Origin of the sequence: Roseateles oligotrophus, from assembly GCF_025717515.1 — a bacterium.
Classification (GTDB): Bacteria; Pseudomonadota; Gammaproteobacteria; order Burkholderiales; family Burkholderiaceae_C; genus Paucibacter_A; species Paucibacter_A oligotrophus.
On record NZ_JAJIRN010000002.1, the window covers coordinates 345,292 to 364,097 of the forward strand.

Annotated in this window: 21 protein-coding genes and 2 tRNA genes; 15 read left to right on the forward strand and 8 right to left on the reverse strand. The window is 58.6% G+C overall.

All coding sequences use genetic code 11. The annotated features are described in order from the left end of the window. Positions 1–46: 46 nt before the first annotated feature. Complete coding sequence (locus LNV07_RS04800) at positions 47–796, forward strand: flagellar brake protein (RefSeq protein ID WP_263570039.1); 750 nt, start codon at positions 47–49, stop codon at positions 794–796. An 8-nt stretch (positions 797–804) separates the two neighbouring features. Here LNV07_RS04800 and fliE read toward each other — a convergent pair whose 3' ends face one another. Further along, positions 805–1,128 carry a flagellar hook-basal body complex protein FliE gene (fliE, locus tag LNV07_RS04805; RefSeq protein WP_263557446.1) on the reverse strand — a complete coding sequence of 108 codons (324 nt, stop codon included), beginning with the start codon at positions 1,126–1,128 and terminating at the stop codon, positions 805–807. A 209-nt stretch (positions 1,129–1,337) separates the two neighbouring features. Between fliE and fliF the strand changes: the two genes are divergently transcribed. From fliF to LNV07_RS04875, 14 genes are all read left to right on the forward strand, one after another. Continuing rightward, positions 1,338–3,032, forward strand: coding sequence for a flagellar basal-body MS-ring/collar protein FliF (gene fliF / locus LNV07_RS04810; RefSeq protein WP_263570040.1), 1,695 nt, complete (start codon positions 1,338–1,340; stop codon positions 3,030–3,032). Positions 3,033–3,071: 39 nt separating this feature from the next. Next, on the forward strand, positions 3,072–4,067 hold the full coding sequence (gene fliG, locus LNV07_RS04815) for a flagellar motor switch protein FliG (protein WP_263570041.1): 996 nt from the start codon (positions 3,072–3,074) through the stop codon (positions 4,065–4,067). Positions 4,068–4,085: 18 nt separating this feature from the next. Next, positions 4,086–4,928 (forward strand): FliH/SctL family protein, encoded by an 843-nt coding sequence (locus LNV07_RS04820; protein ID WP_263570042.1) that lies wholly within the window; start codon positions 4,086–4,088, stop codon positions 4,926–4,928. Further along, a complete protein-coding gene (gene fliI / locus LNV07_RS04825; RefSeq protein ID WP_263570043.1) occupies positions 4,925–6,388 on the forward strand; it encodes a flagellar protein export ATPase FliI in 1,464 nt (487 codons plus the stop codon). Before LNV07_RS04820 ends, fliI begins: the two co-directional genes overlap by 4 nt. A 74-nt stretch (positions 6,389–6,462) precedes the next feature. Beyond that, positions 6,463–6,933 (forward strand): flagellar export protein FliJ, encoded by a 471-nt coding sequence (gene fliJ / locus LNV07_RS04830; protein ID WP_263570044.1) that lies wholly within the window; start codon positions 6,463–6,465, stop codon positions 6,931–6,933. Positions 6,934–6,989: 56 nt separating this feature from the next. Then, positions 6,990–8,462 (forward strand): flagellar hook-length control protein FliK, encoded by a 1,473-nt coding sequence (locus LNV07_RS04835; RefSeq protein WP_263570045.1) that lies wholly within the window; start codon positions 6,990–6,992, stop codon positions 8,460–8,462. A 154-nt stretch (positions 8,463–8,616) separates the two neighbouring features. Beyond that, complete coding sequence (locus LNV07_RS04840) at positions 8,617–9,234, forward strand: flagellar basal body-associated FliL family protein (protein WP_263570046.1); 618 nt, start codon at positions 8,617–8,619, stop codon at positions 9,232–9,234. 28 nt (positions 9,235–9,262) lie between these two features. Beyond that, complete coding sequence (fliM, locus tag LNV07_RS04845) at positions 9,263–10,267, forward strand: flagellar motor switch protein FliM (RefSeq protein ID WP_263533501.1); 1,005 nt, start codon at positions 9,263–9,265, stop codon at positions 10,265–10,267. Further along, entirely contained in the window at positions 10,257–10,694 is a 438-nt protein-coding gene (gene fliN, locus LNV07_RS04850) for a flagellar motor switch protein FliN (RefSeq protein WP_263570047.1), read from the forward strand. The genes fliM and fliN overlap by 11 nt, the downstream gene beginning before the upstream one ends. Positions 10,695–10,754: 60 nt before the next feature. Beyond that, positions 10,755–11,132, forward strand: coding sequence for a flagellar biosynthetic protein FliO (gene fliO / locus LNV07_RS04855; protein ID WP_263570048.1), 378 nt, complete (start codon positions 10,755–10,757; stop codon positions 11,130–11,132). A 103-nt stretch (positions 11,133–11,235) separates the two neighbouring features. Continuing rightward, positions 11,236–11,955: a flagellar type III secretion system pore protein FliP gene (gene fliP, locus LNV07_RS04860; RefSeq protein WP_263570049.1), complete on the forward strand. Its 720-nt coding sequence runs from the start codon at positions 11,236–11,238 to the stop codon at positions 11,953–11,955. An 11-nt stretch (positions 11,956–11,966) separates the two neighbouring features. Then, the gene (gene fliQ / locus LNV07_RS04865; protein ID WP_263570050.1) at positions 11,967–12,236 is read left to right on the forward strand and encodes a flagellar biosynthesis protein FliQ; all 270 of its coding nucleotides are present in this window, start codon (positions 11,967–11,969) and stop codon (positions 12,234–12,236) included. Then, the gene (fliR, locus tag LNV07_RS04870; RefSeq protein ID WP_263570051.1) at positions 12,236–13,000 is read left to right on the forward strand and encodes a flagellar biosynthetic protein FliR; all 765 of its coding nucleotides are present in this window, start codon (positions 12,236–12,238) and stop codon (positions 12,998–13,000) included. Before fliQ ends, fliR begins: the two co-directional genes overlap by 1 nt. 938 nt (positions 13,001–13,938) lie before the next feature. Then, positions 13,939–14,430, forward strand: coding sequence for a hypothetical protein (locus tag LNV07_RS04875; RefSeq protein WP_263570052.1), 492 nt, complete (start codon positions 13,939–13,941; stop codon positions 14,428–14,430). 409 nt (positions 14,431–14,839) lie between these two features. Here LNV07_RS04875 and LNV07_RS04880 read toward each other — a convergent pair whose 3' ends face one another. The 7 genes from LNV07_RS04880 to LNV07_RS04910 form a co-directional block, all read right to left on the reverse strand. Continuing rightward, positions 14,840–15,064 carry a hypothetical protein gene (locus LNV07_RS04880; protein ID WP_263570053.1) on the reverse strand — a complete coding sequence of 75 codons (225 nt, stop codon included), beginning with the start codon at positions 15,062–15,064 and terminating at the stop codon, positions 14,840–14,842. Between the two features lie 198 nt (positions 15,065–15,262). Next, positions 15,263–16,408: a plasmid recombination protein gene (locus LNV07_RS04885; RefSeq protein WP_263570054.1), complete on the reverse strand. Its 1,146-nt coding sequence runs from the start codon at positions 16,406–16,408 to the stop codon at positions 15,263–15,265. Continuing rightward, positions 16,405–16,662, reverse strand: coding sequence for a hypothetical protein (locus LNV07_RS04890; protein ID WP_263570055.1), 258 nt, complete (start codon positions 16,660–16,662; stop codon positions 16,405–16,407). The genes LNV07_RS04885 and LNV07_RS04890 overlap by 4 nt, the downstream gene beginning before the upstream one ends. Before the next feature lie 2 nt (positions 16,663–16,664). Continuing rightward, positions 16,665–16,904 carry a helix-turn-helix transcriptional regulator gene (locus LNV07_RS04895; protein ID WP_263570056.1) on the reverse strand — a complete coding sequence of 80 codons (240 nt, stop codon included), beginning with the start codon at positions 16,902–16,904 and terminating at the stop codon, positions 16,665–16,667. A gap of 165 nt (positions 16,905–17,069) precedes the next feature. Continuing rightward, on the reverse strand, positions 17,070–18,386 hold the full coding sequence (locus tag LNV07_RS04900) for a tyrosine-type recombinase/integrase (RefSeq protein WP_318013680.1): 1,317 nt from the start codon (positions 18,384–18,386) through the stop codon (positions 17,070–17,072). Positions 18,387–18,540: 154 nt separating this feature from the next. Continuing rightward, positions 18,541–18,627: transfer RNA gene (locus LNV07_RS04905), tRNA-Leu, on the reverse strand. 98 nt (positions 18,628–18,725) lie between these two features. Further along, positions 18,726–18,801, reverse strand: a tRNA-Gly gene (locus tag LNV07_RS04910). Between the last annotated feature and the right edge of the window lie 5 nt (positions 18,802–18,806).

An 18,806-nucleotide genomic window follows, 5' to 3' on the forward strand; every position in this document is an offset into this window, starting at 1 on the left:
CGGTCCCGCATCTTGAGTTTGAAACCTTGCAGCCTGGCTTGCCCACATGTCTACCAAAGCCCAAGCAACCTCCGAAGCTCAGCAAGAGACGGCCGAAACCAGCGACTTTCGCGTGCAGGCCCCCAGCGAAATTTTGAGCTTGCTGCGCACGCTGCAAACTCAAAAGACGCGGGTCAGCTTGAGCACCCCTAACGGCGCCAGCTTGAGCTGCAGCCTGATCGACATCGACACGGAGCGGGCCTCACTGAGCTTTGACATCGCCCCCGCCAACGAACAACTGCAGGCCTTGTTGAGTGCAGACGAGATCACTGCGGTGGCCTATCTGGACCAAATTCGCCTGCAGTTCGAGCTCGAAGACCCGGTGTTGATCAATGCCGCATTGCGCTGCAACAGCCCCATCGTGATGTACAGGTTTCAGCGCCGCCAGACCTTTCGTGTTCAAAACAGCTTGCGTACGCCGCAGGTGCGCTTGGTGCACCCCTTGCACCCTGACTTGCATTTGAGTTTACGTATTCTGGATCTGAGCTTGGGTGGCGTAGCGCTGCTTTTGCCGGCCGAAGTTGAGCCGTTTCCGCCTGGCTGTGAGCTGGCATCGGCGCAAGTGAATTTGGCCCGCGATATCCGCTTCAACACCGGCTTGCGCCTGAAAAATGCGCGGCCTATCGATGCCCTGGGCAATACCCAGCTGGGCTGGACGTTTACGCAGCTTGATGCTGAAGCGACACTGTTCCTACAGCGCTATATCGATCAGACACAGATCCTGAGCCGCATGCTGCGCAACAAACCGGCGGCCTGAGCCAAGGCTCAAACCTGCATATTCATGATTTCAGAATAGGCCGACACCAGGCGGTTGCGCACTTGCAAGGTGGCTTGAAAGCCGATCTGGGCTTTTTGCATGGCCACCATCGTTTCTTCAAGGCTGACATTGGGATTGTCGAGCTGCACTTCTCTCTGTAGACGAGTCGCCTCGTTCTGCGAGGCGCTGACACCCTTCATCGCCTGCGCCATCGCATCGCCAAAGCTGGCGCCCTCAACCGCTCGGGTCTTGCCCAGCGGCTGACCATTGACACCCAAACCGGCGCGGGCGGCGGCTTGGGCGAAATCAAACGGTTTGAGCTTCAGGTCCATCACTACTCCATCACCGCGTCAGTGGGGCGCGATGGGATGAATCCTAAGTCTTGAGCAACGTTTATGAAGACAGGAACTGCGGGCCCTTCCTCGGCCTGTTCGCAGCTTTCTTGAGGGGCCAAAACAGAATAATTCAAGGCATCGGAAGGCTTGTGGTGCATCCATTGGTGCTTCCGTGATTTAGCTCACAGCCAACCCGGCCTTCTCCCATGGATAACGCAATCAGCCCCGCCATTACCCCCCTGCCGGTCGCAACAAATAGCGCCGATGCGGGCTTTGGCAGTCGCCTGGCAGCCATGCCGGTGCGCAGCAAATTCATGCTGGGCGCTGGGCTGGCGATCTTGGCCGGCGCCGTCTTGGCAATCACCTTGTGGAGCAACCAAGGTGACTTCCGTCCGCTCTTCACCGGCCTGTCTGACAAAGACGGTGGCTCGGTGATCAACCAGTTGACCACCTTGAATGTGCCCTACCGCCACGAAGCGGGCGGCACCATCTTGGTCCCTGCCGCCCAGGTTTATGACGTGCGCATGAAGCTGGCCTCGGCCGGTCTGCCCAAAGGCGGCACGGTTGGCTTTGAGTTGATGGACAAAAGCTCGATCGGCCAAACCCAATTCAACGAACGTCTGAGCTTCCAGCGCGGCCTGGAAGGCGAATTGACCCGCACCATCACCGCCCTGGCCGATGTGGCCGATGCACGCATCCACCTCGCGATCCCGCAACAAAACGGCTTCTTCCGTGAGCAGCAAAAGCCCAGTGCCTCGGTGATGTTGACGCTGCGCGGCGGCCGCACGCTGGACCGCGCCCAGATCGCCGGCATCGTTCATCTGGTTTCGGCCAGCGTGCCTGAGTTGTCGCCCAAGGCCGTCAGCGTGCTGGACCAGACCGGCGCCCTGCTGTCCAACTCATCCAACGACAGCCTCGGCGGCAGCGGCCTGGACAGCCAGCAACTTCAGTACAAGCAGCAGATCGAAGCCAACTTCAACAAACGCATCTATGAATTGCTTGAGCCGGTAGTGGGCCGCGAAAACCTGCGCGCCAGCGTGACCGCCGAAGTCGACTTTTCACAGGTGGAGAGCACCGCCGAAGAGTTCAAGCCCAACCAGGGTCAGAATGCCAGCGCCTCGGTGCGCAGTTCGCAGACCAATGAAGCGATCAACAGCACTCCGGCGCAAGCGACTGGCGTGCCTGGTGCGGCCTCCAACCAGCCTCCGACGCCCGCCACCGCCCCCATCAATGGCCAAGCCGCCCCGCTGCAAGCCGCCGGCGGCAACCCGAACAGCAGCACGAGACGTGAGGCCGTAACCAACTTCGAGTTGGACAAGACCGTGCGCGTCACGCGCAACGCCACGGGCGCTGTGCGGCGTTTGAATGCCGCCGTGGTGGTCAATCACCGCACGACGACCGACCCCAAGGGCAAAACGACGACGCTGCCGGTCTCGCAAGAAGAGTTGGACAAGCTGACAGCCCTGGTCAAAGAAACCATGGGCTTCAGCCAAGAGCGCGGCGACTCGCTGAAGATCATCAGCGCGCCCTTCATGGTTGACAAGCAAAGCACGGTTGAACTGCCGCTGTGGAAGCAACCCTTCGTACTCGACATGGTGCGCGCCGCCGCCCTGCCTTTGGCGCTGGTCGCCATCGCCATGATTGCCGTCTTCGGCATGGTGCGCCCGGCCATTCTCGCCGCCCGTGCGCTGCCACCGACCGAGCCCGAGGCCAACTCACAGCTGAACGCCGTCGTTGACGACGAAAACGAATTGCCCGTGGTGCTCGGCCCCGGCGGACTGCCCGCCCTGGCCGGCCCGCTGGTCAACGAGAAATTGGAGCGTGCGCGCCTGCTGGCACGCGAAAACCCGATCGCCGTCGCCAACATCATGCGCGGCTGGATCGCCGGCGAAGTCGGTTGATCCCGACCACCCGACAGCTCATCTAGAGACCAGAAAATCATGGACGACAAAGGTGTTGAAGACGCTGCGATTCTGCTGATGTCACTCGGCGAGGAGGAGGCGTCCGAAGTGTTCAAGCATCTGGCGCCGAAAGAAGTGCAGCGGCTCGGCGAGACGATCGCCAAGTTGAAGGTGGTCGGCCGCGACAAGGTCGAACAAGTTCTTACACGCTTTGATCTGGTCGCTGAAACGCAGAGCACCCTGGTCTCGGACACGGATGAATATGTCCGCCAGGTGCTGCGCAAGGCACTCGGCGAAGACAAGGCTAACCTGCTGCTCGATCGCATTCTGCAAGGCAGCGACGTCTCCAGTATCGAGAGTCTGAAGTGGATGGACGCGGCCTCGGTGGCCGAGTTGCTGCGCAACGAACACCCGCAAATCATTGCCGCCATCCTGGCCCATCTGGACTTTGATCAGACCAGCTCGGTGCTGCGCGTCTTCACCGAGCGCCAGCGCAACGAGGTGCTGGTACGTATCGCCACGCTGGACGGCATCCAGCCTATGGCTTTGAAAGACCTCAACGAGGTGATGAGTCAGGTGCTGGCCGGCGGTGAGCGCATGCGCAAGAGCAGCCTGGGCGGCGTCAAGACAGCGGCCGAGATCATCAATATGCTGGGCTCCAGCGTCGAGGCTTCGGTGCTCGACTACATCCGCGAAGCCGACGCCGATCTGGCCCAGAAGATCATGGACAACATGTTCACCTTCGACGATCTGGACAAGATCGACGACAAGGGCATCCAGGCCGTGCTGAAGGAAGTGCAGTCCGAATCTTTGGTGGTGGCTCTGAAAGGCGCGAGTGCCGAACTGCGCGAAAAGATTCTGCGCAATATGTCGACCCGTGCCGCCGAGACGCTGCGCGAGGACCTGGATTCGCGCGGCCCGGTGCGGCTGTCCGAGGTCGAGGGCGAGCAGAAGGAAATGCTCAAGATCGTGCGCCGTCTGGTCGACGAAGGCACGATCGTGATGGCCGGTGGCGGCGACGATCAGTTCGTGTAACTCCAGGTGCCTAACATCATGAGTCCACGTCCTCCCCGTCAAGTGCCGCCCCCCACCCGCGAGGACGGTGCACCGCGCACCAGCAGCTATAGCCGTTTCATTCCACGTGAAGAGCTGCAAGGCTTTGCGGCCTGGAACCCGGATTCGCTGCAAGGTGCGTCGACGGCTCAGCGGCCACCGATCAGTGCGCCCTCGCCCGCTACAAATTCAGCCGCAGCCGCAGCGCAAGCCAAGCAGAGCGCTCCTGCCCCAGCACCGGAACCCGAACCAAGCCTGCAGGAGCAACTCCACGCGGCCCGCCAAGCCGGCTATCAAGATGGCTACCGCGACGGTTTGTCGGCACTTGACGCCTTCAAGCAAAGCTTCGCGCAGCAGATGAGCGCTCAACTCGGCACGCTGGTGCGCAACTTCGACGCCGACTTCCGGGCACTTGAAGGCGAGATGGCAAAGGCCTTGGCACGCAGCGCGGTGGAGTTGGCCCGCCAAGTCGTGCGCAGCGAAATCAAGCAGCGGCCGGAGCACATTGCCAAGGTTGCGCATGACGCGGTCGAGGCGCTGCAACTGTCGGCCCGCCATGTGCGTGTGCGCGTCAACCCGAGCGATTACCCCCTGGTGATGGACGGTGCCGGGGAAGAAATGCGCGCACGTGAAGCGCAGGTGCTGCCCGACGCCGATGTGCCGCGCGGCGGCTGCCGGGTCGATTCCGACATCAGCAGCGTAGACGCCAGCTTGGCCACACGTTGGCAGCAAGCGGTGGCCTCGATGGGCCAAGCCTCACTGTGGGAAGACCGCCGCAGCAATGCGGCCGAAGCCAGTGCGGCCGCAAGTGCAATGGCCAAGGGTCCGGAGGAGCAATCATGATGGACATCGGCGCCTCAGCGACGGAACAAGCCCGTGCCGACACCCGCCAAGGGCGTTGGCAGCAGTATCTTGAGGATCTGCAAGCTTTTGCCAGTACAGCCGTGCCGCTGGAATCGCAGGGCAAGCTGGTTCGTGTCGCTGGTTTGGTGCTTGAGGCCACTGGTGTCAAGGTACCGGTCGGCTCGGTCTGTGAAATCCACATGCCCAGCTCCAATTCGAACCCGCAACGCGGCCTGCGGCCGGTCAATGCCGAAGTGGTGGGTTTTTCGGGCGACCGGGCTTACCTGATGCCTACCGACGAGATTCAAGGTTTGTCGAGCGGTGCGATGGTGATCCCGCGCGCCCTGCCCTTGATGGCACCGATGTTGGGCAAGCCGATGCAACGCTGGCGGCGCGACGAAGACCGTGGCCTGCATCTGCCCATGGGCGATGGCCTGCTGGGCCGGGTGGTTGATTCGCACGGCAATCCGCTTGATCGCCGTGGCCCGCTGCAAATGACGCATGCCGAACCGATGGTGCGCCGCCCCATCAACGCGATGGATCGCGACCCGGTCCGCACACCGCTGGACACCGGCGTTAGAGCCATCAACGCGATGCTGACGGTGGGCCGTGGCCAGCGTCTTGGCCTGTTCGCCGGTACCGGCGTCGGCAAGTCGGTGCTGCTGGGCATGATGGCGCGCTACACGCAAGCAGACGTGATCGTCGTCGGCTTGATTGGCGAGCGCGGCCGCGAAGTCAAGGAATTCATCGAAGACATCCTCGGCGAGGATGGCCTGCAACGTTCGGTCGTCGTCGCTGCCCCGGCCGATGCTCCCCCGCTGGTACGCATGCAAGGCGCGCATTACGCGACCGCAATAGCCGAGAACTTCCGCGATCGCGGCCAGCATGTGCTGCTGCTGATGGACTCGCTGACCCGCTACGCGATGGCGCAGCGCGAGATTGCATTGGCCATCGGCGAGCCACCGGCCACCAAGGGCTATCCACCGAGCTGCTTTGCCAAGCTACCCCAATTGGTGGAGCGCAGCGGTAACGGCCTGCCGGGCGAAGGCTCGATCACCGCGTTCTACACAGTGCTGAGTGAAGGCGATGACCAGCAAGATCCGATTGCCGATGCGGCGCGCGGCATCTTGGACGGCCACATCGTCCTGAGCCGCGAGTTGGCCGAGGCCGGCCATTACCCCGCGATTGATATTGAACGGTCGATCAGCCGGGTGATGACCAATGTCGCCAAGCAGCCTCATATCGAAGCCGCACGGCGCTGCCGCCAACTGCTCGCGAAATACAACAAAGCGCGCGATCTGATTCAGCTGGGCGCCTATGCCCCGGGCCACGACGCCGAGCTGGACCAGGCCGTACGCCTGCATCCGGATATCAACCGTTTGTTGCAACAAGACATGCACAGCCCTGCTGTGCTGGAAGAAAGCCTCAAACAACTCGCAAGCGTCATCAAGGACGCCTGAAAGCTGCCGATAGACCTAGGGTCGGCGACCCGAATTCGCGCCGACTCACCAGATTCTGAAATGGAGTGCGCTGTATGAACGCTAACAATCTACAGGTACTGAGCATTTTGCTCGAACGCGCCGAAAGCGAACGCGACGAAGGTCGCAAGCAGATGCAAGAAGCGCAAGCACGCGCCACCCATGCCCGAGCGCAACATGGCGATCTGGCCCAATACCGCAATGACTACCAGCAGCGCTGGGGACAGCAGTTCGCCGACCGCGGCACGATGGATATCGTGGTCTGCTACCAGACCTTCGGCGGCCGGCTTGATCAAGCCATCACCAGCCAGACTCAAGTGGCGGACTATGCGGATCAAAGGCTCGAACAAGCAAGAGCTCGCCTGCAAGAGTTGGAGATGCGTGTTGCCTCGATCGCCAAGTTGATGGAGCGCCGGCGCCTGGAGATCAGCCGCGCCGGCCAACGCCAAGAGCAAAAGGCCACCGACGAGCAAGCCGCTCGAGCCTCGCTCAGCGCCTTCAACCCCTTTATGCGCTTGTCCGCCTGAAGTGCTCTTGCAATACAGACGAGCCAACGATCATCATGAGTTCGACCTCCTCCAATTTGCTCAATAGCGCCTCGTTCGCCCAAACAACTCGCGTAGAGGGGACCGCGCCCGGTCTGATGCGTGGCAGCAAGCCCAGCGCTGAAAGCAATGCCCATTTCGCTCAATTGATGAAGAGCTATGGCGGCGCTCAGACCTCGCTTTCTAAGCCGGAAGCGAGCCAGCAGGCACCAATGACTGACAAGCTCGCCAAACCCTCGCCGCCGCCCGCCGTAGCTCGACCGCCCGAAGGAAAAACGGAGACGCAGCGCCAGGAGCAGAAGCTCGCTCAAAAGAAGACGAGCCAGAGTGAGGACGCAAGACCCCGCGCAACGGCTGTCGGCCAAGCTCAAAAAGGCAGCGCGGCGGCGACGCTCAAAGGGGAGTCCGAAAAACGTCAGGCTGCGCCCTCGAATATCAGCTCAAGCACGACCTCACCCGACGCTGTGGAGCAAGCAAAACACCTAAAGGCAAAAACCAGCGACTCAAGCGAGGGCTCGGAGGTCAGCGATGCAAATGCAGCCGCTGCGATTGCCGCCGCTCAACAGGCCTCCAACGGAGCTTCACTGCCCGACCTCGCGGGCGCTGCCGCGCCGAATAGCTCCGCAGGGTCAAACCTGGAGGAACAAGGCAAGGCCGATAGCGCAAGCAGAGGCGTCAGTCTTGCATCGCAACTCGCTACCGCAGGGAGCGCAAATGCGCATGAATTCACAAATGCCGCCAAAGCAGAACAGAGCGAAGCACCAGCGTACCCTGGGGCAACTTCGGCCATCGCAAGCCCAGGTCGCCCGTCGCTTCACGCCCAGCCAAATACTCCCTCTGCGACACTTCAAGCCAAGCAAATAGTCGCCGGGCTCTCAGCTGAACTGACTCAACACAACGCCCGCAATTTCAACCTGGAAATGCTAAGCGCGCCGGGCAACTCGGCCAACTCGAGCGGCGAGGCGCAAGCGCCTAAGGTCGAAGGTTCCGGATTCGAAGGCTTGCTGGCAGCAGCCGGAGTTGCTGCCCCCTCTTCTGCCGAGATCAAGAGCGAAGTATTGGCAAGCCGTGAAGTCACCCTCAGCCATCCCTTGACTGAACCCGGCTTCGCCCCTGAGATGGCGGCACGCTTGAGCGTGCTGGCGGCTGACGGCATTCAAGAGGCTCGCCTGCATTTGAATCCGGCTGAAATGGGACCGGTTTCGGTGCAAATCATCGTTGAAGGTCATCAGGCCCAAATTGCGTTTCATGCCGAACATGAACAGACCCGCCATGTCCTGGAACAAAGCCTGCCGGACTTGGCCGCAGCTTTGCGGGATTCCGGCCTAACCCTGAGTGGCGGCGGCGTCTTCCAGCAGGCCGAAGGTCAAAATAGATCCTCGCAAAACGAGACAGATTCCAAGGCTGCGCCGGGGTCTGACAGACTCGGCAAAGCGCAATTGAGCGCAGTTAACGAATCGAAGCCGATGCTGATCAGGCAAAGCCAGGGCGTGGTCGACCTTTACGCCTGAAGTTCAGTTCTGAATAGCCAAGCCTCGTGCCTGCTTTTCATGGCTTGAACGGCGAGTGCAGGGTCAATAATCGAATCCAGAATGGCTCTTTAGGGTTGACGACTGTGGCGCACAGGCGTCGCTTCAACTCGGGCCAATGACTACAGGAGTTCGAATGTCAACACCAGCACCCGCTGCCGCAGCCGAAGCCCCCAAAGGCGGCGGCAAGAAGAAGCTCATCATCATCATTGCCGCAGTCCTGGTTTTGGTCCTGGGCGGCGGTGGCGCGGCCTTGTTACTGTTGAAAAAGAAAGCCCCGGTCGACGGAGAAGAAGACGGCGCTGAGACCTCACACGAGTCCGCGCCCACCCACGCGCAAGCCAAACCCGGTACGCCCCCGGTCTTCGTGCCCTTGGATCCCTTCACGGTCAACCTGTCGGATAAAGATGTTGACCGATTCGCGCAAATTGGCATCACTTTAGAAGTGATGGACGCACACACCGCCGATCTAATCAAGGCCTACCTACCCGCCATTCGAAGCAATGTGTTGATGGTGCTGTCGCACAAGACCTCAGCCGAATTGCTGTCCCGCGAGGGTAAAGAGAAGTTATCCAAGGAAGTGTTGCGTGAGTCGGTCCGCCCTATGGGTATCGAACTCGAACCGGACGAAGAGGCCGAACCGGAAGATTCGGAGGCCGACACTCCGAAGAAAAAGAAAAAGAAAAAGAAAAAGGCTCCGCCTGTGGTGAGCCCGGTCACCAAAGTTTTGTTCTCGACTTTCATCGTCCAGTGAGCCCGCTGCCCCGCAACGGTGAGTCAGCATGAATCAACAAATCCTCTCGCAAGACGAAGTCGATGCCCTGCTGCAAGGCATCACCGGCGAAAGCCAGAAACTTGATGCCGAAGAAGAACAAGTAGGCGGCATACGCGACTACAACCTGGCCAGCCAGGAGCGGATTGTTCGTGGGCGTATGCCTACGATGGAGATCATTAACGAACGGTTTGCACGCAACATCCGCGTCGGCTTGTTCAATTTCATTCGCAAGAGCCCGGAAGTCGCCATTGGCGGCATCAAGGTACAAAAGTACAGCGCCTTCCTGCGCGAAATCGTTGTGCCGACCAACTTCAACATCGTCTCGGTCAAGCCTCTGCGCGGCTCGGGCCTGATCGTTTGCGACCCGACGCTGGTTTTTGCCGTTATCGATTCCTTATTTGGCGGTATTGGAAAATTCCACGCCCGCATTGAGGGACGGGATTTCTCGGCCACCGAACAGCGTGTGATCTTGCGTTTGGTTGAAGTCATTACGGCCGAATATCACAAGGCATGGAAAGGCATCTATCCGCTCGAGCTTGAGTTCCAGCGCTCGGAGATGCAGCCGCAATTCGCCAATATCGCCACGCCCAGCGAAATCGTTGTTTCGACCTCGTTCACGCTAGAGATTGGCGAAACCAGCGGCACGGTCTACTTTTGCATTCCCTATGCCACTTTGGAGCCGATTCGCGATGTACTCTATTCGACCACCGTCGGAGATTCGACCGAACCGGATCGGCGCTGGGTCAATCTGCTCAAGCACCAGATTCAGGATGCCAAGGTCGAACTTGTGGCCGAACTTGGCACCGCACCGGCCACGGTCGAACAACTACTGGCCTTCAAGCCGGGAGACTTCATAGAGTTAGACCTAGAAGCGATGATCAAAGCCAAGATTGACGGGGTTCCCGTCTACGACTGCCACTACGGCACATCCAATGGCAAATACGCCATCAAAGTTGAACAAATGCTGACCAGCCCCGACCAGGGTTGGCTGGGAGCCCGCAATGTCACCTGATACCCCATCCTCAGACGAACAAGACGCAATGGCGGCCGAATGGGCCGCAGCACTTGCAGAAAGTCAGCCCGCCGAAGTTGCCGAAGAGGTGCATTCCGTCTCGGAGCAGGTAGCTCCGGCCAGCTTTGCCAACTTCTCGCCCACGCCGAATAATATGCCGGGCGGCGACATCAATATGATTCTGGACATTCCGGTCCAGTTGACTGTGGAGTTAGGCCGTACCCGCATTCCAATCAAGAACATCCTACAACTGGCGCAAGGTTCGGTGGTGGAGTTAGATGCTTTGGCGGGCGAGCCCATGGATGTGCTGGTCAATGGCTACTTGATCGCACAGGGCGAAGTGGTGGTGGTGAATGACAAGTTTGGTATTCGATTGACCGATATCGTCACACCATCCGAGCGCATGCGCAGGCTCAGCAAAGGCTGACGCTACAACTCGACGCAGCAAGACCTGACACCTGCTCCAGCTCGGGCGACAATCATCGACATGAATACGCCCCTTTTGCCCCTGCTTTGGTTCTTGGCCGTCCTGTGCTTGATCCCTTTGGTTCTATGGTTACTCAAGCGCACGCCAATCGGCGCCTCGAGCGGAGGCGGTCTGATGCGGGTTGTGGCCCAAATGTCGGTTGCCCCCAATCAACGTCTATTGACGGTTGAAGTGGGTCAAGGCGACGATAAACGCTGGCTCGTGCTCGGCGTGACCGGGCAACAGATCACGACTTTGCATGTAATGCCTCCGCAAGTCGAAACGGCTGCCAGCAAGGCAGCCCCGGCCTTCGCACAGATGTTGGGAGCGCGTTTGCGGGGTCAGGGCATAGACACCGCGACAGACGCGGACAAGACCGGGGAACATCGTGCAATCTGAGCTGAATCCATCATCGCCGTCGGCTCGATTGCCTTTTTGCGGTCAACTTTTTCGACTTTTTTTGCGACTCAAAACAAGTGCCAAATCGATCCTCGCCTTATCCTTGATATCGACTGTTTCTTTGGCGGCTGTAGCACAGAATGCACCACCAGCCACCTTGCCTTTGCTGCTTGGCCAAGGGCCCGGCGGCAATAGCTTTTCGGTGCCGATTCAAACCCTGCTGTTCTTTACCGCACTCGGATTTCTACCTGCGGTGCTCCTGATGATGACCGGCTTCACCCGTATCGTCATCGTGCTTTCGCTGATGCGCCAAGCCCTGGGCACTCAGGCCGCCCCGCCCAATCAGGTCATTATTGGGCTCTCGCTCTTTCTGACCTTCTTTGTGATGAGCCCCACCCTGGACAAGGTCTATGCCGACGCTTGGATGCCCTATAGCAGCGGCCAGATCGCATTCGAAGAAGCGATCAAACGGGCCGAGCCGCCGATGCGCAGCTTTATGCTGAAGCAGACCCGCCAGGCCGACGTTGCCTTGTTTTCGCGTCTGGCCAAGTTGGATGCCAGCATCAAGCCAGAAGACGTGCCCTTCAAGGTGTTGGTGCCCTCCTTTGTGACGAGCGAGTTGAAGAGCGCATTCCAAATCGCCTTCTTGATCTTCATTCCATTTTTGGTCATCGACATGATCGTCAGCAGCGTCTTGATGAGCTTGGGCATGATGATGCTCTCACCGGTGCTGGTGGCGCTGCCCTTCAAGCTGATGTTGTTTGTGTTGGCCGACGGCTGGAATTTGCTACTCGGTTCGCTGGCCGCCAGCTTTGTGACCTGACGAGATACCCCATGGACGCACAACAAGTTTTCACTTTTGGCCAACAAGGCCTCTACATTCTGATGCTGGTGGCAGCACCAACGCTGATCACCGTGCTGGTGGTGGGTGTACTGGTCAGCGTGTTCCAAGCGGCCACTCAGATCAATGAGGCCACGCTGAGCTTTGTGCCCAAGGTGATCGCGGCCGTCCTGGTCCTGTCAATCACCGGCCCCTGGATGGTAAGCACCTTGGTGGACTACATTCGCCGCACCCTGATGTCCATTCCTCAAGTGGTTGGCTGATGTTTGCGGTCACCGAGGCGCAGCTGCTGTCCTGGCTGAATCCGCTGTTGTGGCCGTTTATCCGCACGCTGGCACTGTTCGCCGGCATGCCCATCTTCAGTCAGCGCAATGTGCCGATGCGTGTCCGCGTCGGGCTGGCGCTCTTCATTTCCATGGCGGCACAGCCGAGCTTGCCGACCATGCCTCTGGCACCGCTGGACTCGCTCCCCATGCTCTTGCTGCTGCTGGCCCAGCAGTTGCTGATCGGGCTTTCGATGGGCTTTGCGGTGCGCTTGGTGTTCGCCTCGCTGGAGTTTGCCGGGGAGTTGATCGGGCTTCAGATGGGCCTGAACTTTGCCGGTTTTTTTGACCCTGCGACCGGCAGCCAAGGCACCGCAACCGCGAGGTTTTTCGGCAGCATGGTGGCCTTTCTGTTCATCGCCATCAACGGCCATCTATTGCTGATCAATGCCTTGATCCAGAGCTTTCATGCCTTCCCGATTGGCGACGAGCCCTTCCATTTCTTACGTGCCGCCAAGCCTCAAACCTGGGGGGCAGAGATATTCAAAATGGGCCTGTGGATTGCACTGCCGCTGATCACGATGTTGATGTTCGTCAACCTGGTGATGGGCGTCATTTCCCGCGTAGCGTCTCAAATCAATGTGTTTTCGGTGGGCTTCCCGCTCACCATCAGCATCGGCCTGATCGGCATGGTTGCCACGCTGCCACTGATGCAGACCCCGTTCATGGTCGTGCTGGAGCGAATGCTGGCTGCCTTCTCGTAGAGCTGCGCGGCAGTTGATTTGCCTTGGTGCCAGGACGGGAAGCCAATAACACCGCAGAAATCCCATGGATACTGAGCATCGATTGATGTTGGGCCGATTTGTTCCCCGATTTGTTCCCCGATTTGTATCTTGCTACCCCGCTAAGGCTATACCTTTCGCTACTTCTTGCAGCGCGATGCGGCCGTGACTCATTTGAGCAACAAGTAATGATTCTTGCAAGTCGTTCGCCTCGGTCGCAAGGCTGGAGGCAAGCTCAAGCGCTGTTCGCTGAATTTCCCCATTGCAGCTTTGGAATCCTTCCTCCGGTATCGTGCTGCTGGTAATGAGACTCAGCAGGGCGTCTAGCTGCATATTCCGAACCCAAAAAGCCGCCTGTTCCGATTGAATGTTGCCACCTATTCCGATTCGCGATGGCCAGCCGAAGCCGGTTCAATCAGCACAGGTCGGGTAGGCCCCCAGGGCTGCAATGTGCCCATTGCGGAAGTTCACCTTCAAGGCTGAGGATCACCGCAGTTGAGGCTGCTGTCTTTAGCGGCCGAGAGCCGAAATCACGCTCCGGGCCACATAGCAGTATTTTCCTCCAAAGTATTTGCGGCTTCGATATCGGTTAGCAGCCAACAGTTTTGTCAACATTGCGCCCCACAGTTCTGCCCGATGCTGTTGATGCCCCGTCTCGCTGGCGTGACTTTGATTACGGTTTACGCAACTCAGAGTTCGATTCCCCCCCCCAAAAAAAGAGCGTGACCCGCTGACATATATTTTCTGGATACTGCCGTCGTCCAGGAACGCAGCGGGGTCCCAAAAGGCGCCGCAAAGAAAATGACAATGATGAATCGAGGGGTCAGCGCCGTTGCCGCGATGCCGGCAAGTGCTGTTTGTGCAATTGCACAAGAACAGCCAGGGAGTAGGGAAAACCAAGTCAGCAGGAGGACTGCAGCATGATCGGAATTCTGTTTCTTATCGTTATTGCAATATGGTTGGTGGCCGCCGTCTTGCTCAGCAAACGCATACCGCGCTGGATGGGGATCAAGAAGCACGCCACAGTTGCCAGCTTGTTGTTGTTTCCGCTGTTGCTCACAGCCCCCATTGCAGATGAATTGATTGGGAGTTGGCAATTCAATCGGTTGTGCGAGCGGGAGGCTGTGGTGACGTTGAGGCCGGACTGGGAGAGGGTGAAGCGGGCGCAAGACAACGATGACGCGATCACTCAAATAGATGGCTACGTTATTCCGATCAGTGTTCAACGAGTTGAATTCATTGATGCCGATACGAAACAACCGTTTTTAACCTATAAAGGATTTCACACAGAAGGCGGTTTCTTGATGCGTCATGGCCTTGGTCTGGATGGAGAAACCTCATGCTGGCCAAAAGATAAAACTCAGATTCTTAACAACTTGAACATTGATCAATTACTGAAACAGGGGAAATGAAATGACATCGACACCTTGGACGGTTGTGTAGGGATCACCGAATTTCCGGTTTGGGCACGTTGGAGTCGCTCAAAACCGTTGAAACCAGATCGCCGGCACCAGCTTTCGGCCCGCGTAGTCACATCGAAAGGGGTGGCCTGCTTGAATCGGAATGCCCGGCTACTTTGAATCGGAACCGGTGGCTAAATTGATCGGAATACGCATCTAGCTGCCCGATACGCATAGCGAGCCGGTCTGGCCCGCTCATGCCAAAGCCGTTGCGGCCCAAGGTGAAATGGTCTGTTCTGTGTTTACAGCATGATTCATGGTTATCTGGCCCCTCCCTCGGGGCGCTTGGTTGGTGGTTGGTTCTTGAATGAATTTCTGGCAGTCTTTCCCGGTTCATTCGGGCGCAGCCTTCTTGAGGGACTTACGGCCACTCCACGGCTAGACCCTGCAATGCGCTGAATGGCGGGAAGATCATCACCTTGTCAGACTGGCAGAAGCCCGCGAAGTCCAGCGGATCAACTGTGTCGGCGTCAATGCTGGCGCCCGTACCATTCGTGCATTGATTGATGTGATCCTTCAGCCAAGCAATCACATTCGGGTCGCCCTCATAGCGGGTGAACGGGTCTTCCTCGGGGCCAAACACCACATCGACATTTGCCGAAGGGCGTCACGGTCAGATAAACATCGTTGTCTTCATCCATGGTTCAGTTTTCCTGCTTAAGTAGTTGGGCCTGCCGGAGCGGCCAGCAGCGCCAGCAAGGCCCCTTTGCTGGCGTCAATGGACCAGCCTCATGCCAAAGATGGGTGGGCCCCGTCTTTGGTCGGCATAGTGGTGCCACCGTCATCACCCCGTCCTTCTAAGCATCTCGTCCACCGACTCCAGCACCGCGTCCTTCATTCGACGGGGCTTTGCTGGTGCCTCAATAAAGTCGCCAGTCGTGCTGTCAAAGGCTGAGGCAGGGCGATCCCCGTCCCTTTCTCGCTTCCACCCATCCTGCTCCGTGCAAACTTCCGGCGCAGACTTTGCTGGCGCTGGTGGCTGAGATTGGATGACTGGTTTTTGCAAACTCTCTACACAAGATAGAACGTTGCTCTTTTCGACGGCCGTCACGCTATAGAGCATTGCCTTTCCCGGCTCTAATCTCTCTATAGGGCGTTTATCCTCGGAAGTGGCGCGGCCCTTGCCTGTCATGATTTTGATGAATTTTTTGTCCAACTCCTTTGGCTTTGTCGCCTTGCGTGCGGTAAGCATGCTGGCTGGATCAATGCCTAGTTTCAAAAAATACGGTCCCGGATCACGCTCAATCCCTTTTTGAATTGCGCCCCATACGGGGCTAAGCATTGCCGGGTCACCGCCTTCTCGCATGCGATTCAAGACAGCATCCGCCATCGTGGATTTTTCGACCCATGACGGCCCCGCAGTTGGCTTTGTAAGGCCGTAGGGCTTTCCCACGGCCTCAAAAAAACGCCCTTGCATAGCGGCCAGTTGTTGTATGCCCCCGACCATCTTTGATGCGGCAAGCTTGCCATCCTTCAGCGGCAATATCAGGACATGGCAGTGAGGCATCTCTTCATCGAGATGAATGTCTGAACTGAGTATGTTCTGTTCGCCGCCGAAGTAGCCGCCCGCCCACTCGGTACAACTGGTGAAGAACTGACACACTTCTAGCCCATGACCTAGCGACAGGCTGAATACCAACTCGATGCCTAGCACGGCGTCTTTGCGCGGCGTAACCCCTGCTTCTTTCATCATTTGTTTTGCTAGGGCAGCCACGCCGTCTGCATTGCTTGGCCCGCGAATGGTGCTGTTCAAGTGGGATCGTTTGGGGTCGAACTTTGTCCCGGCCTTGTTTTCGGCCACTATTTCACGCCGGTTATGCTTCGCTGACTTCCTAACAATTTGGTCGCCATCCTCTTTGCGATTCAGTTTGTCAATGAGAAGAATGCAGCCTGCCGCTTTCGCGGCGCGAGTGTGTTGCAGGCCATTCATCCCCCGCCCTCCAGCCCCAAGCCTTTCTCTAGGGCGTTAACCAGGGCGAGTGCAAAGCCCGCTCTCACTCGTCGCTTTTTCGGGCCGTAGGTGAGTTGGGTGAGCGCGGATTCAAGGACTTGAAGCCGACTACCCTGATCCGGTTTGGCGAGCATTCGTTCCAGTGTCTTGTGCCCAAGCACTGATCCACGCGATTCAGCCCAATAGCCATCGTCGGCTATGTGCTTCTTGAGCGTCTTGGCAAGGATGCCCATATTCAGGCCACCTGCGCTTGAATCCATGCGCGAACGTCAGCAGCACGCCAGCGGGTGCAGCGTTTGCCCATGCGAACGGGTTGAGGGAAAGTGCCCGCCGCAACACCGCGATAGACGGTCGCCGGGGATATGCCCGCCGCCTGGGTGACAGTCTGCATTTTCAGCAGCGCGTCTTGCAACTGAAGAACGTGCAGGGGTTGGCTTGATTTGCCGTGATTGTCCTGGGTCAGTGGTGCGTTCATATGCGTCCTACGGAGTTAAGGTGAGACGCATCCTCCGCCATTAAAAAGGCCCGTTTTTGGCTGGTTTCCAAAGCTCCGCACACCATCATTTCAATCAATGACTTGATGCCGATTCACTCGTTCACGATGGTGTTGGAAAGGCGTTGGCTACATGTCTTCCGAAGGTCATGCCGCCTTGATCTGGATAATCTGCGCACCGGCACGCAACTGGTCGAGATAGTCGGCCCACGTTTGCATCATCTGTTTGCGTTGCTCCATGTAATCGGCTCGGTCGTAGGCCATACCCAGCGGGCCGCTTTTGCCGTGCGCCAATTGCGCCTCCACCACATCATGCGGAACGCTAGACAAGCGCTCGGCCATGATCGTTCGGGCCATTGAGCGGAAGCCGTGCGAAGTCATTTCTTCTTTCTCAAACCCCATGCGCCTCAACGCCGTGTTGATTGTGTTGTCGCTCATGCAACGGTCGCCTTTGAGCAAGGACGGGAACACATAGCGCCGGTCGCCGGTCAGTGGCCGCAGCGCCCGCAGCACTTCTACCGCCTGCCGCGCCAAGGGGACAAGATGCGGCCTACCGTTGATCTTTTGGGTTTTGGTGCGCTTCATCTTTTCAGCCGGGATTGACCACAGCCCCGCCACTTGTTCCCCGGTCTGTTCTCCGCCCAGGTCAAGCTCCGTCCATTCCATCGCCCGCACGTTGCCAGGGCGCTGAAACAGCAGCGCAGAGAGTTGCATTGCCGCCCGCGTGGTCGGTTGCCCTTGGTAGCCGTCGATGGCCCGCAGCAGGTCGCCCGCTTGCATAGGGTCAAGAATCGCGGCCCGGTGCGTGACGGTGATAGGTTGGAGTGCCCCGCGCAGGTCTGCCGCTGGGTTGCCCTTGCTCTTGCCGGTCTGTGCGCCGTAGCGGAACACCTGCCCCGCAATCTCGCGCAGGTCGTGCGCCGTGCTCAAAATGCCCTTGGCCTCCACCTTCTGCAAGGTCGCCAGCAACACCGGCACGGTGATGGTGTCCAGCGGCAGGGAACCTATATGGCCGAATAGGTGCCGCTTACACATACTCAGCCAGCGGGAAGCGTGGGCATCGCTCCAGCCTATGGCCTGCTTTTTCTGGAACTCCCGCGCCACTGCTTCAAAGGTAGCTTCGCTGCTGGTCGAACTGGCGAGCTTGTCTGCCATCTTCTTTTGCACCGGGTTCACCCCGCTCTGCCGGGTCTTGCGTGCATCGTCACGCGCCAGCCGAGCCGCCTTCAGACTCACATCGGGGTACCTGCCTAACGCGAGCCGGGATTCTTTGCCGTCCGGGTAGAACTTCCAGAACCAGCGTTTGGCCCCGTTGGGCGACACCTCCAGATAAAGGCCCGCGCCATCGGTAAAGCGCCGCCGCTTCAGGTCAGGCGGGCAGGTGGCATTCAGGCAGTCGGCATTCGTCAGCATGGCACGCTCCATAGGTGGAAATGTCGGGGAACAGAGCAAACCGGGGAACAATTTCACCGCTACCCCGATCTGTTCCCCGCATTGTTCCCCGATTTATGTTGCGCTGTACAGCCCCAACGTGAGGCAACCCGACAAAGAAAAAGCCCCTAAGCTGTTGATTTGCTTAGGGGCTTGATATGTCGTGATGCCTTGTGAATTGCCAATTTGGTGCCCAGGACGGGACTTGAACCCGTACGACCGTGAAGTCGGCGGATTTTAAGTCCGCTGCGTCTACCAATTCCACCACCCGGGCGGCAAATCATCGCGAGCGCATTATCTACCGCTCATGGCGTCGGTTCATCAACGCACAAACAAGAAAGGGAAGCCTATGGGCTTCCCTTCTATTAAATTTGGAGCGGGAAAAGAGGCTCGAACTCTCGACCTCGACCTTGGCAAGGTCGCGCTCTACCAACTGAGCTATTCCCGCATTGC

Bases quoted from the DNA above. Each gene is read 5' to 3' on its own strand.
- LNV07_RS04840 (WP_263570046.1), top strand. From the start codon at position 8,617: ATGTCAACACCAGCACCCGCTGCCGCAGCCGAAGCCCCCAAAGGCGGC.
- fliO (WP_263570048.1), top strand. From the start codon at position 10,755: ATGAATACGCCCCTTTTGCCCCTGCTTTGGTTCTTGGCCGTCCTGTGC.
- fliJ (WP_263570044.1), top strand. From the start codon at position 6,463: ATGAACGCTAACAATCTACAGGTACTGAGCATTTTGCTCGAACGCGCC.
- LNV07_RS04820 (WP_263570042.1), top strand. From the start codon at position 4,086: ATGAGTCCACGTCCTCCCCGTCAAGTGCCGCCCCCCACCCGCGAGGAC.
- fliM (WP_263533501.1), top strand. From the start codon at position 9,263: ATGAATCAACAAATCCTCTCGCAAGACGAAGTCGATGCCCTGCTGCAA.
- fliN (WP_263570047.1), top strand. From the start codon at position 10,257: ATGTCACCTGATACCCCATCCTCAGACGAACAAGACGCAATGGCGGCC.
- fliF (WP_263570040.1), top strand. From the start codon at position 1,338: ATGGATAACGCAATCAGCCCCGCCATTACCCCCCTGCCGGTCGCAACA.
- fliR (WP_263570051.1), top strand. From the start codon at position 12,236: ATGTTTGCGGTCACCGAGGCGCAGCTGCTGTCCTGGCTGAATCCGCTG.
- LNV07_RS04800 (WP_263570039.1), top strand. From the start codon at position 47: ATGTCTACCAAAGCCCAAGCAACCTCCGAAGCTCAGCAAGAGACGGCC.
- fliE (WP_263557446.1), bottom strand. From the start codon at position 1,128: ATGGACCTGAAGCTCAAACCGTTTGATTTCGCCCAAGCCGCCGCCCGC.
- LNV07_RS04885 (WP_263570054.1), bottom strand. From the start codon at position 16,408: ATGAATGGCCTGCAACACACTCGCGCCGCGAAAGCGGCAGGCTGCATT.
- LNV07_RS04890 (WP_263570055.1), bottom strand. From the start codon at position 16,662: ATGGGCATCCTTGCCAAGACGCTCAAGAAGCACATAGCCGACGATGGC.
- LNV07_RS04875 (WP_263570052.1), top strand. From the start codon at position 13,939: ATGATCGGAATTCTGTTTCTTATCGTTATTGCAATATGGTTGGTGGCC.
- fliG (WP_263570041.1), top strand. From the start codon at position 3,072: ATGGACGACAAAGGTGTTGAAGACGCTGCGATTCTGCTGATGTCACTC.
- fliQ (WP_263570050.1), top strand. From the start codon at position 11,967: ATGGACGCACAACAAGTTTTCACTTTTGGCCAACAAGGCCTCTACATT.
- fliI (WP_263570043.1), top strand. From the start codon at position 4,925: ATGATGGACATCGGCGCCTCAGCGACGGAACAAGCCCGTGCCGACACC.
- LNV07_RS04895 (WP_263570056.1), bottom strand. From the start codon at position 16,904: ATGAACGCACCACTGACCCAGGACAATCACGGCAAATCAAGCCAACCC.